At 62.2% G+C, this 13,488-nt stretch carries 12 protein-coding genes and 1 tRNA gene; 2 read left to right on the forward strand and 11 right to left on the reverse strand.

The window, feature by feature from the left end:
* Nucleotides 1-630 (forward strand): hypothetical protein (locus NKI16_RS21930; protein ID WP_352923671.1); only part of this gene is annotated, 630 nt, incomplete at its 5' end.
* Here NKI16_RS21930 and NKI16_RS21935 read toward each other — a convergent pair.
* The 11 genes from NKI16_RS21935 to NKI16_RS21985 all read right to left on the reverse strand — a co-directional run bounded on the left by NKI16_RS21935 (nt 627) and on the right by NKI16_RS21985 (nt 12,490).
* Nucleotides 627-1,478 (reverse strand): hypothetical protein, encoded by an 852-nt coding sequence (locus NKI16_RS21935; RefSeq protein WP_352923673.1) that lies wholly within the window; start codon nt 1,476-1,478, stop codon nt 627-629. The genes NKI16_RS21930 and NKI16_RS21935 overlap by 4 nt on opposite strands.
* Before the next feature lie 501 nt (nt 1,479-1,979).
* Entirely contained in the window at nt 1,980-3,722 is a 1,743-nt protein-coding gene (locus NKI16_RS21940; protein WP_352923676.1) for a DUF6538 domain-containing protein, read from the reverse strand.
* A gap of 85 nt (nt 3,723-3,807) precedes the next feature.
* A tRNA-Leu gene (locus NKI16_RS21945) sits at nt 3,808-3,892 on the reverse strand.
* A 73-nt stretch (nt 3,893-3,965) separates the two neighbouring features.
* A complete protein-coding gene (locus tag NKI16_RS21950) occupies nt 3,966-4,586 on the reverse strand; it encodes a 2,3-bisphosphoglycerate-dependent phosphoglycerate mutase (RefSeq protein ID WP_352451888.1) in 621 nt (206 codons plus the stop codon).
* A 58-nt stretch (nt 4,587-4,644) separates the two neighbouring features.
* Nucleotides 4,645-5,478, reverse strand: a complete 834-nt coding sequence (gene dapB / locus NKI16_RS21955) for a 4-hydroxy-tetrahydrodipicolinate reductase (RefSeq protein ID WP_352620859.1) — start codon at nt 5,476-5,478, stop codon at nt 4,645-4,647.
* Nucleotides 5,475-7,334 carry an ABC transporter ATP-binding protein gene (locus NKI16_RS21960; protein ID WP_352785110.1) on the reverse strand — a complete coding sequence of 620 codons (1,860 nt, stop codon included), beginning with the start codon at nt 7,332-7,334 and terminating at the stop codon, nt 5,475-5,477. The genes dapB and NKI16_RS21960 overlap by 4 nt, the downstream gene beginning before the upstream one ends.
* Nucleotides 7,335-7,453: 119 nt before the next feature.
* A complete protein-coding gene (locus NKI16_RS21965) occupies nt 7,454-8,479 on the reverse strand; it encodes a glucokinase (RefSeq protein ID WP_023678964.1) in 1,026 nt (341 codons plus the stop codon).
* 121 nt (nt 8,480-8,600) lie between these two features.
* Complete coding sequence (gene mepA, locus NKI16_RS21970; protein ID WP_502897614.1) at nt 8,601-9,695, reverse strand: penicillin-insensitive murein endopeptidase; 1,095 nt, start codon at nt 9,693-9,695, stop codon at nt 8,601-8,603.
* A 56-nt stretch (nt 9,696-9,751) separates the two neighbouring features.
* Complete coding sequence (locus NKI16_RS21975; RefSeq protein WP_352636213.1) at nt 9,752-10,660, reverse strand: SDR family oxidoreductase; 909 nt, start codon at nt 10,658-10,660, stop codon at nt 9,752-9,754.
* On the reverse strand, nt 10,657-11,817 hold the full coding sequence (gene queG / locus NKI16_RS21980; RefSeq protein ID WP_352785112.1) for a tRNA epoxyqueuosine(34) reductase QueG: 1,161 nt from the start codon (nt 11,815-11,817) through the stop codon (nt 10,657-10,659). Before queG ends, NKI16_RS21975 begins: the two co-directional genes overlap by 4 nt.
* Nucleotides 11,798-12,490: a glutathione S-transferase family protein gene (locus NKI16_RS21985; RefSeq protein WP_352476844.1), complete on the reverse strand. Its 693-nt coding sequence runs from the start codon at nt 12,488-12,490 to the stop codon at nt 11,798-11,800. Before NKI16_RS21985 ends, queG begins: the two co-directional genes overlap by 20 nt.
* Before the next feature lie 162 nt (nt 12,491-12,652).
* On the opposite strand from NKI16_RS21985, the gene NKI16_RS21990 reads away from it, so the two are divergent.
* Nucleotides 12,653-13,459 (forward strand): undecaprenyl-diphosphate phosphatase, encoded by an 807-nt coding sequence (locus tag NKI16_RS21990; RefSeq protein WP_352923678.1) that lies wholly within the window; start codon nt 12,653-12,655, stop codon nt 13,457-13,459.
* The last annotated feature ends 29 nt before the right edge of the window (nt 13,460-13,488 follow it).

The raw sequence follows: 13,488 nt of genomic DNA on the forward strand, positions 1-13,488 counted from the left end.
TTGGTTGGAATGGTGGCCGGCTTCATACCGGAATGGTGGCCGGTGTTTGATCGGAATGGCGGCCGGCTTCACGTCGGAATCCGCATTTTAACAGACGTGCTGTCCAAGCAACTTCCCATGTTGGCTACTCCGGGGGTCGTGCAACTCGATGCCTCGGATACCGATAGCGTTCTGGCTCTTGTGTCAGAGGAAGTGCAGCTTCCCGCTCTTCCGGCATTAGCGAAGATGCGTCGCCTGAACCAGTTCTTCCGTCCGACCACTGGCCCCAGACCAACCGACGCGACTTACAACGTCACGCGCAGCGCACAGGAAACCAGTTGGACTTACGCGCTGCGCTATGGAAAGCGGAATATGTTCAAGGTTGGCCACACGAGCGATGTGCAGGATCGCTTGGCTTCGATCAATCAGCATATTCCCATGGAGATCGGCGCGGAATGCTGGTCGGTGGCCTTACAGCAGAAGTGGGAAACTGCGTCCGGTGCCTACGACATGGAACAGCGAGTATTCGTGCTTCTGGCGGCGAAACGCTCGGGGTTTGAGCGTATCCAGTGCTCTGAGAGAGAGCTTCAAAGCACGTGGCAAAATGCGCTGATGGATGTTCTCAATTCACCCGACCCAACTTCCGCCTAGAGAACTGCTCCCGCCGCATTGCTGGTGAGCATACCCCACGCAATCAGTTCCTCGGTCACATTTACCGGACGGGACTGATAGAGCTTTGAAAGCGCTTCGAGGCGTTCAATGACCGTCGGATCGACTTGCGCCGCCACTTCAAAACCTCGTTTCAAACGATCCTGCGCTTCCTCCCATATCTTCAACGTATTGCCTGCCAAGTCATTGCGGGTCGAAAACTGAAAGGGGTCGCCTAGCGGCTCTGGTGTATTGCGATACTCCGCCAGCCTTTTGCCGTAACCATCGGCGTCTCGGATTGGGCTCCCGAACTCCTCGTCCATCTTCTGTTTGGCCTTGGCCTTTCCGTTCCGAATGGCTTCACGAACCTTCGAAATCTCGGGTGTGGACATATCAAAGAGGAAGTAGTCGTCCATCACCTTTTTAACGCCCGAAAAATCTATCTTCTGGCCAAGAACTTCATGCTGGGTGACAAGGTCATCATAGAGCTTCCAATGGCTTTGCCAATCGGTCTTGGTCCCCCATCTTCCGGCTGTGACTTTCCCAAGTATGACTTCCCGAGTGTAGATCGAAACCACCTCGCGCAGACGTTCAATGAGGTCGGCGGCCTCTTTTTGCTTGTCTTCCCAAAGTTCAGCTTCAAAGCCCAGCCCTTTGAACCGCTTGAACCGGGCAACATTAGCATAGATGAAGCTGAGGAAGCCAAGACCGAAGACGACTGCTGCTTGCGTGACTTTATCGGTATAGACCAAATATATGCTCGACCCGAGCAGGGTTAGCCCGGCGATGACGAATAGCCCCCGCTCCCAATTAACTGAGAGCCATTTCCCGAACGTCTTGGCAGTTTCCATTGATCTTCCCCGACACAACCCCGCATTCGATGTAACGGCCTAAAAGGCGTTTGACAAATGAGGTGCCGACCTGCCGGGCCTAGCATGCCAGCCTGCGAGGCTGACGAAGCGCTCGAGCAAGCCAGATGCGATCTTGGGGAATGTAGCTGCCGATAGGTGCCGGGACAAAATCGACTGGCCCGGCTGGCTACCCGCCACGGCTTTGACGAGCGGATCGCTGGAGGCTTCCAAAATCCGCCAGTCTTCCACCATTTCCCTGCCGCTCGTGGCTCTAGTTAATTGTCGAAACCCGTATTGTGTAAAGCCTTGTTGCCTCTGCCTGAGGCCGTGCTTCTCTGATCCGCAAACCCGGGCTTGCAAATGCGATCAACCTTCGTAGTTCGCGGTCGAGCGTGTCCACGTCGATAAGGCTAGTAGCTGCTGGTATAGGGGCAATGATCGCCCAGATACACGGTTAGGCGCTTGTCCATCGCATTGAAGTCACTTGATTTCCACAAGCGATTAAGTGGGCAGTCGGGGCGCACTCGAGAAATCGTTGGGCGCATCGAGCGAATAGATGCTCAATTTCGCGATCTCCGCGGCCATGGTCTTGAGTGTGACCTCGCCGTAAGTGTCGGCAACCGTCCGAGCTGCCTGACCTTGAATCGCATCCAGAATGCGGGGAGGGATACCGGCTTCCATTCCAATTGTTTTGAACCGATGACGCCAGCCGTGGTTGGGCGCAACGTTCGGATCTGACACAAAGGTGCGTCCGAACTCAGCGAGCCGGTTTTTTAAGCCGCGCAAAGCCCCCCGAACATTTTCCGACGGGTCGACATTCAGGAAAAGGTGGCCGCTTGCGGCCTCTTTTACAAAAGCAGGGAAACCAAGGTCGATCACCTGCTGATGAAGGGGTACCTCGCGGGCTTCATTGGTTTTGACTGTTCCGGCTTCAGGAGTGATGCGAATTACCCAGACGTCGCCGCGCAAAGATACATCCTGCTTTCTCAACTGGGCCAGTTCGCCCACGCGAGCTCCGGTAAATGCACACAACCATGGTATCCAACGCTTCGCCGCAAATGTCTTCGGATTTTCCTGCCCTCGCCGATGAGATAGCGCGCCTGAAAGGATGGCTTTGGCCTCGTCATCTGAAAGGCCCTTCGATCTATGACGAGCGGGTTTTCCTACCTTCAAGGTCACACCGGCAGCCGGGTTATGATCAATGAGTCCGTTGGCGACGCCCCAGCCGAAGACGACTTTCAGGGCCGAGAGATTACTATCTTTAACCGTCTTGGCGGAAACCATCTTCCCGGTTTTCGGCGACGGTGTGCTCAGTCGGTGATCTTTGAAGGCAATGACATCCTTGGCCGCAACCTTTGATGCATCGTTGTGTTTGAGAAACCGAGCAAGATAGGCAAAAGCGTCTCTGTAGCTTTCATAGGTGCTCGGTTTTCTGCCTGCTGCTTTGCTCTCCTTCCACCAGCCGTCCACGAGCCCAGTCAAAGTCGCTGCGTTCGAGCTCTCCTTTACAGCCGCCGTCTTAGGCGACCGACCGTCAGTTGGCTGAGCATTTGCCGAACGATGAAGCCACCCGGGCTCCTCTCCCGGCTCAAACTCGCCGCGTTCAAGCCTTTGCAGCGTCAAGCTGGCTTTCTGCAGGGCAGCCCCCACTGCACGCGAAGTTTTGTGAATGCTCCAAGGATCATCGCAGAACCCATTTTCGGTCAGGATGTCCTTCGCCCTGCTGATGCATCCGGCCCACATCGATTTCCAAAAGATATTCTCGATTGGCATTGTCCCCGGGATGGGATCAGCGATGCCCTCAACTCCAGCAACTGGATCGGTTGATGACAACGGGTAGTTCTTCCACATGCCCTCGTACAGCTCGGTGTGCCAGTGGAGCTGTTCACTTGGATTGTCGTAGAATTTTGCAAGCCACTCATCCTGCACGGCCGAGGCTAAAAGGTGTGCCTCCCGGTCTGTGATCAGGCGCGGTGTGAGCGCATCCGCACCGGCAGCAGCAGGACGACCCAAACTGCTTCCATTCACCAAATGATTTCCGAGCCGAAGCTGCGCCCACTCGCGTTCATATTCCGCAAGGACCTCCGCGTATTTTCGCTTTGCCTCTTCGGGATCCTTCGTTCCGAGCGTCTTGTTGACTTCTTTGCGGCCGGTCAACACGGCAATTTCTGCTGGTACCCGCTTGCGGAACCAGTATACGCCGGTCTTACGATGTTTGACAGGACGGCTCATTGCAAGGACCATGTGTAACACCCGTGTGTAGCACTCGGGTAACCTAACCACATAATTCTGCTAGCTTTTCAGCTATACCAACACCTGAGGAAGGTGATGGTGCCCAGAAGAGGACTCGAACCTCCACTCCTTGCGGAACACGGACCTGAACCGTGCGCGTCTACCAATTCCGCCATCTGGGCTGGTGCGCGCTCATTAAGCGGGCGAGGGATGAGTGTCAACGCGCTTTTTTGAAAGCCGCGTTCCTTCTCCGGCTCAATGCTCCAGCACTTCCTTCGACGCCACCGTGGAATCGGCGTTGAGCGTGTAGATGATCGGCACACCGGTGCCGAGCTCGAGCTTGACGATCTCCTCGCCCGATTTGCCGTCCAGCGCCATGATCAGCGCGCGCAGCGAATTGCCGTGCGCCGCCACCAGCACGGTGCCGCCGCGCAGCACATGCGGTTGCAGATCGTGCAGGTAATAGGGCCAGACGCGCGCGCCGGTGTCCTTCAGGCTTTCACCGCCGGGCGGCGGCACGTCATAGGAGCGGCGCCAGACATGCACCTGCTCCTCGCCCCATTTCTTGCGAGCGTCATCTTTGTTGAGGCCGGAGAGATCGCCATAGTCGCGCTCGTTCAGCGCCTGGTCGCGAATGGTCTCGAGATCGCTCTGGCCGACGGCGTCGAGAATATGCTGGCAGGTCTTCTGCGCCCGGATCAGCGACGACGTGAAGGCGATGTCGAATTTCATGCCGCGCGCCCTGAGCTTGGCGCCGGCCGCCTTGGCCTCGGCATGACCCAGTTCGGTCAGGTCGACGTCGCGCCAGCCGGTAAATAGGTTCTTCAGATTCCATTCGCTCTGGCCATGGCGCACGAGCACGAGAGTTCTCGACATATTTGCTCCTTCAAATCTTGTGGATCAGCCAAATCTGTGGATCAGCCAAGTCTGTGGATCAGCTTGTCAGGCCGAGCACGTCCCGCATCGAATAGAGGCCCGGCTTGCGGCCGCGCGCCCACAGGGCTGCCTTGACCGCGCCACGAGCAAAGATCGCCCGGTCTTCGGCGTGGTGGGCGAGCGTGATGCGCTCGCCGGTACCGGCCAGCACCACACTGTGATCGCCGACCACCGAGCCGCCGCGCAAGCTGGCGAAACCGATCGAGCCTGCCTTGCGCACGCCGGTATGGCCGTCGCGCACGCGAACATCGTTGCCGGCAAGTGCTACGCCGCGCCCGGCAGCGGCGGCTTCGCCGAGCAGCAGCGCCGTGCCCGACGGCGCATCGACCTTGTGCCGGTGGTGCATTTCCAGGATCTCGATGTCGAAATCGTCGGCATCGAGCGCGCGCGCCGCCTGTTCCACCAGCACCGCCAGCAGATTGACGCCGAGGCTCATATTGCCTGACTTGACCACCGTCGCGTGCCGTGCCGCCGCCGCGATCCTGGCATTGTCTTCGGCCGAGCAGCCGGTGGTGCCGATGACATGGACGATGCGCGCCTGTGCGGCGTAGCCGGCGAATTCGACGGTCGCGGCCGGCGTAGTGAAATCGAGCACGCCGTCGGCCTTGGCGAAGGCCGGCAGCGGATCGTCGCCGATCACCACCTCGAGCCTGCCGACGCCGGCCAGCTCGCCGGCATCCTTGCCGATATGGGGCGAACCGGCCCGCTCGATGGCGCCGGCGACGCGGGCGCCCGGTATCGTGTGGATGGCGCGGATCAGCGCCTGGCCCATGCGGCCGGCCGCGCCCACCACCACCAGGCCCATTTCACTAACGGTCGGCGTGTCACTCATGAATGTCTCCCGGCCGCCTTTTTCGCGCGGACATTTTGCGCCGCAGTCTGGATTGGCTTGCCGTCATCGACAAGCCCCAGCCCTTTCCTGCCTTGCACCCGGTGGAACCGGGCATAGACGCTGTGCGGGTCGGCCATCAGCGAGGCATGCGTGCCCTGTTCGACCAGCCGGCCCTGCTCCAGCACGATGATATGATCGGCATTGACCACCGTCGACAGCCGGTGCGCGATGACAATGGTGGTGCGCCCTTCCATGACATGGGTCAGCGCTTCCTGGACGCGGGCCTCGGCCTCGTTGTCGAGCGCCGAGGTGGCTTCATCGAGCAGCAGGATCGGCGCCTGCCGAACGATAGCGCGTGCAATCGATACACGCTGGCGCTGGCCGCCCGACAGCGTCACGCCGTTCTCGCCGACCGGCGTGTCGTAGCCTTGCGGCTGCTGGCGGATGAAATCGTGTGCCGCGGCCTGTTGCGCGGCGCGTTCAATCTCGGCGTCCGTGGCGCTCAGCCTGCCGTAGCGGATGTTGTCGCGGATGGTGCCTTCGAACAGATAAGGCTGCTGTGAAACATAGGCGATCGAGCCGCGCAGCGAATGCTTGGTGACCTTTGAAATGTCCTGGCCGTCGATTTCGATGCTGCCCGACTCGACGTCGTGGAAGCGCTGCAGCAGCGCAACCAGCGTCGTCTTGCCGGCGCCCGAGGCGCCGACGATGGCGGTCACCTTGCCGGCGGCGGCGACAAAGCTCAAATCCTGCAGGACCGGCGCCTCTTCGACATAGCGGAAGGACACGTTGTTGAAGCGCACTTCGCCAGAGGTGAATTTCGCCTCGGCGGCTCCCGGCACGTCACCCTGCTGCGGCTCGAGGTCGAGAAGCTCGTAGATCATGCGCGCATTGACCAGCGACTTTTCCATGCCGACCTGCATACGCGCCAGCCGCCTAGCGGGGTCATAGGCAAGCAGCAGGGCGGTGATGAAGGCAAACACCGCGCCCGGCGGCTGGCCGCCGACGGTCGCCCGGTAGCCGGAATAGGCGATGACACCGGCGACGGCGAAGCCGGCCAGCATTTCGGAGATCGGCGTCAGCCGTTCCGAGACGCGGGCGATCTTGTTTGCCCGCTGCTCGGCGCCCGCGACGAGGCCGCCGATGCGGCGCGACAGCTCGTCTTCCAGGGTGAAGGCCTTGACGATAGCGATGCCTTGCGTCGCTTCCTGCATCGCGCCGATCAGCCGCGAGTTGATCTGCACCGATTCACGGGTGATGCGACGCACCCGGCGCATCAGATAGGTGACACTGTAGATCAAGGGCGGCCCGACCAGCAGCGACATCGCCGAGAGCATCGGGTCCTGCCAGATCATGACGCCAACCAGCGCGACAAGCGATACGGCATCGCGCGCCAGCGATGTCAACGTCATCGACAGGAGATCGCGGATGCCGTTGACGTTCTCGTTGATCTGCGCGGCGAGCCGGCCCGAGCGGGTGTCGTTGAAGAAGCTGACGCCGAGCTTCATCAGGTGGTCGAAGATGCGGCGTTGATAGCGCGCCACCAGATTGTTGCCGATTTTGGCCAGCGTCACTGCCTGGCCGTAGCTGGCCAGCCCGCGCAGCATGAAGGCGGCCAGGATCGACACGCTGATCAGCGCGATAAGATCGCCGCGCTGTTGGTAGAAGATCTGATCGATGACATCCTTCATGATCCAGGCTGTGAAGGCGGTTGTCGCCGCGATCGTCACCAGGCAAAGCACGGCAAGAGCATAGTACCAGCGATAATCGCGGCTGTTCTCGGCGACGATGCGGCGAATCACCGCCACGATCTCGCTGGGACGGACTTTCCCTTTAGTTGGTGCTGGAAGTGTCAAGTTGGAGCGCTTTGTGGTTTCGGTCCGGCCGGGCTGCAATTCGGCAACCTCTTAACGCTCCAATGGCGGCTTGCCTATGGCCGAGGACGGCGAAACTTCGTCGCGGCGCAGCTTGTATTCTAGACCCGCCAGCGCCGCCCCGCCGTCTGCACGCCGAACAGCGACGGATTTCTGGCATAGGCGGCCAGCCCTAAAAGCGCCGCCAGCGGATGGGTGATGACATAGACCGGCATGCTGCGCATCAGGGCGCTGTGCGGCGCCTTGTCCTCGAAGGCGGCGCGGAAATTGCCGATGCGCAGCGCCGGCAGGATTTTTTGCGCGATGCCGCCGGTGAGGAAAACACCGCCGCGGCTCATGAACACCAGAGCGAGGTCGCCGGCGGTGCGTCCCAGGCAGGTGACGAAGATCGACAGCGCCTCTTCGGCCACCGGATCGTTCTTTGCCAGCGCCGCGGCGGTGACCTCGGCCGGCGTGGTGAAGGGCGACGGCTTGCCGTCCGCCTTGGCTACCGCCCGGTAGGCATTGACCAGGCCGCGCCCGGACAGGATCTGTTCGCCGGAGATGCGGCCCTCGAGCTTCTCGATATGCGGAAACACCTGGAAATCGCGCGGCGAGCGCGGCCCGATATCCATATGGCCGCCCTCGCCGGGCACCGGTATCCAGTGATGCAGCGCATAGACCAGTCCGGCGACGCCGAGCCCGGTTCCCGGGCCGAGCACCACCCGCCCGGAATTCGGTTCCGGCTCGTCGCCGCCGATCTTTTCCATATGCTCTTCGCCGAGCGCGACGACAGCCAGCGCCTGTGCCTCGAAGTCGTTGAGCACCACGACGTCGCTGAGACCGAGACTGGCGAACATCTGTCTCGGCTTGACGATCCATGGGCAATTGGTAAGCGGGATCTCGTCGCTCTCGACAGGGCCTGCTACCGCCAGCACAGCTGAATTCGGCCGGACCGACGAGCGGTCGAGCACGGCCGCCTGGATCGCCTCGTCTATCGTATTGAAGTTGGCGGTCTGGACGATCGTCGGCTCGCCGGCCTCGGAATTCGCGTCGAGCACAATCGAGAAGCGCGCATTGGTGCCGCCTATGTCACCGATCAGGATCGGAAATCGCAACAGAGTGTCGTCGTCGCTTACGCCTGGCATGCTCTCGTCCGTTCCCGACGCGTATCGCCGTTCTCTCGTTGACTAGCGCATGACCGCAAAAAGGGAAATCGGTTTTCGAAGTGGAGATGCACGGATGCAGACAGCAAACACGCTGCCCGCATCAGTGCCCCGGTCGTGGCCGCGGCAGCGGAATGCCGATCTCGGGGGTCGCCACAAAGGCGTTCGCCGAGGCCGGAAGCGCTGCCGCGCCGGCTGCGACCGTCGGCGGCGGCGAAGGTTCTGCCGCGAGAGCGGGTTCTGCCGCGATCGGCACGCCGTCGCCATAGTAGGTGACTGCTTCGGCCGAGGGCGGAGCCGGCGCGTCGAGCACGAACTGGCATTGCCTGGGCAGGTTCGCCATCGTCATCACGTCGCGTGCCTTCGGCTTGTCCGGGTTCTTGTTGGGGCGCCACGGCCCCTCGGTGAACCACCAGGCCAGCGCCTGGTCGCAGCCATCGCCCGGCGCCGTCGCTTCCTGCGCCTTGCAGTCGGGTGATCCAGCCTGGCAGCCGATGCGAATGTGGAAGTGGTAGTCGTGGCCCCAGAACGGCCTGACCTTGCGCAACCAGCCGCGGTCGCCTTTGACCGTGTCGCAGAGCTTCTTCTTGATCCCTGGATTGACCAGGATGCGCTCGACTTCGGGATAGCTCGCGGCGCGCTTCAACAGCCGCGTATGCATCGGCGTCCACACGCCGTCCTTCACCAAGTGGGTTTTTTCATCGACCATCAAGGTAGCGCTGATGTTTTCGCGCTCTTCGGCCGAGAGCTTGCGGTCGGGCATCGGCGTCAGCCAGATGTCGGCGTCGAGGCCGATCTGGTGGGAGGCATGGCCGGTCAGCATCGGCCCGCCGCGCGGCTGCGAAATGTCGCCGATCAATAGGCCCGGCCAGCCGTCGGCGGCGGCGTCGCGCGACAATTTCTCGATCAGCGCGATCATTGCGGGATGACCCCAGCGGCGGTTGCGCGACGGCCGCATCACCTCCCAGTGCCGGCCATCCATGGGCAGGGCGACGCCGCCGGAAAAACAGCCTTTGGAGTAGAAGCCGATCGATTGCGCTGCTGCGACCGCCGGCAGCCTTTTGGCGCCAAACAGGTCTTTTGCCCGTTGCTCGGCGCCCGCCGTCTGCGTTGCCAGCGCTGTCAAGCTGGCGACGGCCAGTGCTGCCGAAAGCAGCAGTGTTTTGCCGGGCAAGGCTCGCTTTAACGTCTTCCCCAAGCTGGACCCCTCCGCGATTTGAACCGCATCATACCACGCCCCGCGCAACGTATCGATCATGACCGTTTCATCGGGCTGCGCGCCTCGCCGTCGCGCCAGTCGCCGCTCGCCCACATGGCGTCGAGCGCCGAACGGTAGTCGGGGAAGCGAAACCCATAGCCGGCCGCCTTGATCGCCGCGTTGGCGACACGCTTGTTCTCGCCGTAGAAGGACCGCGCCATGGGCGAAAGTTGGGCGGTCTCGAACGGAATTTCGGGCGGCGGCTCGATGCCCATCAATTGGGCGGCATAGGCGACGACGTCCTGCGGCGGCGCCGGCAGGTCGTCGGTGACGTTGAAGATGCCGCCGCGATTGCCTTCGGCCAGATGCCAGAGCGCGCCGGCAATGTCGTCGCAATGGATGCGGTTGAACACCTGGCCCGGCTTGACCAGCCGCCGCGCAGTGCCGTTTTCCAGATTGACCAAGGCGTTGCGGCCTGGCCCATAAATGCCGGAAAGCCGCAGGATCGCCACCGGCCGGCCGGTGTCGTGGCCCAGTTTCAGCCAATCCTGCTCGGCGGCAACCCTCATCGCTGATCGCTTCGATACTGGCCGGCATTCGGCGGCCTCGTCCACCCAATTGCCGCCATGGTCGCCATAGACGCCGACGGTCGAGAGATAGGCGATCCATTCGAGCTCCGGCATGTTGGCCGTGATCACCTCGCGAGCCGCACCCAGCACCGGGTCGCCGGCCTCGTCCGGCGCGACCGAGACGACGAGATGGGTTGTCTTCCCAAGCGCATCGCCGATTTCGGAGGTCAGCGTGCCATCGAAACGCAGCGGCACGATACCGGCTTGCCGCAGCGCCGCGAATTTTTCCAGCGACCGTGTTGTACCGAAGATCGCTGTGTCGGCATCCTTGTTGGCGCGGGCAAAGGCCTTGCCCGAATAACCGGCGCCGAAGATGAAAATCTGCTGTTTGGTCATGTATGTGCCTCGATCGGCTTTGGCAGGGCCAGAAGCCATTCGCCTCTCACCGCCTCGTCATCTTCTGCTTGCAATGCGGCCGCTGCACGCTCGGCAAACTCCCGACTCGGCACCAGCCGCAACAGCGCCCATACCGCAGCTCCGCGAACCAGGGGCGAGGCGTCGTCGAGCAGCGCGCGGACGGCGCCGGCCAGCGACAAGTCCTGGGAATTGCCGGCGGCGATCAGCACGTTGCGGATAAAACGGGCGCGGCCGATGCGCTTGACCGGCGAGCCCGAAAAAAGCACGCGGAAGGCAGCGTCGTCGAGGCGCAGCAGCTCGGCGATCGGCGGTTCGCGCAAGTCCGCGCGGGCGGCAAGCTTTGCCTCCGAAGCGGCTTGGGCGAACTTGTTCCACGGGCAGGCGGCCAGGCAGTCGTCGCAGCCATAGATGCGATTGCCGATCTTTTCCCGGAACTCATGCGGGATCGGTCCTTTGTTCTCGATGGTGAGGTATGAAATGCAGCGCCGCGCATCGAGCCGGTAAGGCGCCGGAAAGGCATCCGTCGGGCAAACGTCGAGGCAGGCCCGGCAGGAGCCGCAATGGTCGTCCTCAGGCGCGTCCGGCACCAGTTCGGCCGTCGTGAAGATGGTGCCGAGGAACAGCCAGGAGCCATGCGTTCGGCTGACCAGGTTGGTGTGCTTGCCTTGCCAGCCGAGGCCGGCCGCCTCGGCCAGCGGCTTTTCCATCACCGGCGCGGTGTCGACAAACACTTTCACGTCCCCGCCGGCGCGCGCCACGATCTTGCCGGCGATCTCCTTCAGCCGGCCTTTCATCACGTCATGATAGTCGCGGTTCTGCGCATAGGCCGAGATCGCGCCGCGGTCGCGCTTTGCCAGGATGTCGCGTGGGCCGTGGTCGGGGCCGTAATTCATCGCCAGCACGACGATCGAGCGGACCTCTGGCCAAAGCGTCGTCGGTTTGCCTCGCCGCTCGAGCGTTTCGGCAATCCAGCCCATCGAGCCGTGAAAGCCGTCGGCAACGAATTCGGCCAGCCGTTCCGGCGCCTGCGGAATCGCATCGGGCGTGGTGACGGCAACGGCGTCGAAGCCGGCATTCCGCGCCTCGCGGTCGATCAGCGCGCGCAGCTTTGCCGTATCAGAAATCGAGGTCCGCATAATGTGACACCGGCGACAGGCCACGCACCCGGTCGGACAGAAGCGGCCGGAACGAAGGCCGTGATTTCACCCTTGTATACCATTCGCGCGCGGCGCTGTGTTCGCGCCAGTCGATCTCGCCGAGATAGTCGAGCACCGACAGTGCTGCCGCCGCCGCGAGATCGGCATAGGTGACCTTGTTGCCGGCCAGCCAATGACGGGTGCCGGCCAGCCAGTTGGTGTATTTCATGTGCTGGCGGATATTGGCGCGGGCGGCGCGGATCGCCGCCGAATCGGGCGATCCGCCGCCTGCCGTTTCCGGCATGACCGGCTTCAGAACGCGTTCGCGCACCAGATGCCGGGTAACCTCGCTTTCCGCCTTGTTGAGGTACCAGTCGGTCAGCCGGCGGATTTCGGCGCGCTCCATCGGATCCTCGGCGAATAGCCGCTTGTCGCGCTTGAGTACGCCGCGCGTCTCGTCGAGATATTCGGCAATGACCATCGCGCCGACGATCGGCACGTCGCCTTCGGCGAGCAGGATCGGCAGCGTGCCGGCCGGGTTCAGCGCCAGGAACTCCTTGCGCCGCGTCCACGGCTTCTCCTCGATCAGCGCTAGTTCCTCGCCATACTCACCAAAGGCGAGGCGGACGAAGCGGCAGCTGGCGAACATCGGATGGTGGAAAAGCGTCAGCATGGTCCCGCGATAATAGAGCGCACTGGCAAATCGCCGGCTGCGCCGGTAAGTCTTGGCCGCCCGATTCAGCGGGCTGTCAGGGTGCTGCGACCTATAGGGGGAGTTCCGCGCCGTGACAAGCAAGCCCTTTTCTCAAGCCCTCACTCCAACGCCGAGGTTGCCATGGAAAGCCAGACCGTCGTCGAAGCGCTGCTGCTCGGCCTGCTCGAGGGCCTGACCGAGTTCATTCCGGTATCTTCGACCGGTCACATCCTTCTCGCCGGCCATTTCCTCGGCTTTCATTCGACCGGCAAGGCCTTCGAGATCCTGATCCAGCTCGGCGCCATATTGGCGATCCTCAGCGTCTACTTCCGCCGTCTCTGGAAGATGCTGCTCGAGCTACCCTACGATCGGCTGACGCGGCATTTCGTCCTTGGCATTCTCATCGCATTCCTGCCGGCGGCCATTATCGGCGCACTGGCGCATGACTTCATCAAGACGGTGCTGTTCGAATCGCCGCGGCTGATCTGCATCATGCTGATCATCGGCGGTGTCATCCTGCTGCTGGTCGATCGCATGAAGCCGAAGCCGTATTACCACGATGTCGAGCGGTTCCCGACCAGGCTTTATCTGCAGATCGGGCTGTTCCAGTGCTTGTCGCTGATCCCCGGCACGTCGCGCTCGGGTTCGACCATCGTCGGCGCGCTGCTGCTCGGGGTCGACAAACGGGCGGCGGCGGAATTCTCCTTCTTCCTCGCCATACCGACGATGGTCGGCGCCTTCGCCTTCGACCTGTTCAAGAATCGCAATGTGCTGAGCAGCGCCGACCTGCCCATCATCACCGTCGGTTTCGTCGCCGCCTTCGTCACGGCATTGATCGTCGTGCGCTTCCTGCTCGACTACGTCTCGCGCCACGGCTATGCGCTGTTCGGCTGGTGGCGGCTGGTCGTCGGCATCGTCGGGCTGGCGGGGCTGGCAATCTGGCGGTGAGCCGGCGCGGATAGCGCAATCCCAGCCGG

This window comes from Mesorhizobium sp. M0698 (assembly GCF_040320455.1).
Taxonomy (GTDB): Bacteria; Pseudomonadota; Alphaproteobacteria; order Rhizobiales; family Rhizobiaceae; genus Mesorhizobium.

Bases quoted from the DNA above. Each gene is read 5' to 3' on its own strand.
- NKI16_RS21975 (WP_352636213.1), bottom strand. From the start codon at position 10,660: ATGACCAAACAGCAGATTTTCATCTTCGGCGCCGGTTATTCGGGCAAG.
- NKI16_RS21990 (WP_352923678.1), top strand. From the start codon at position 12,653: ATGGAAAGCCAGACCGTCGTCGAAGCGCTGCTGCTCGGCCTGCTCGAG.
- NKI16_RS21950 (WP_352451888.1), bottom strand. From the start codon at position 4,586: ATGTCGAGAACTCTCGTGCTCGTGCGCCATGGCCAGAGCGAATGGAAT.
- NKI16_RS21935 (WP_352923673.1), bottom strand. From the start codon at position 1,478: ATGGAAACTGCCAAGACGTTCGGGAAATGGCTCTCAGTTAATTGGGAG.
- dapB (WP_352620859.1), bottom strand. From the start codon at position 5,478: ATGAGTGACACGCCGACCGTTAGTGAAATGGGCCTGGTGGTGGTGGGC.
- queG (WP_352785112.1), bottom strand. From the start codon at position 11,817: ATGCGGACCTCGATTTCTGATACGGCAAAGCTGCGCGCGCTGATCGAC.
- NKI16_RS21940 (WP_352923676.1), bottom strand. From the start codon at position 3,722: ATGGTCCTTGCAATGAGCCGTCCTGTCAAACATCGTAAGACCGGCGTA.
- NKI16_RS21985 (WP_352476844.1), bottom strand. From the start codon at position 12,490: ATGCTGACGCTTTTCCACCATCCGATGTTCGCCAGCTGCCGCTTCGTC.
- NKI16_RS21965 (WP_023678964.1), bottom strand. From the start codon at position 8,479: ATGCCAGGCGTAAGCGACGACGACACTCTGTTGCGATTTCCGATCCTG.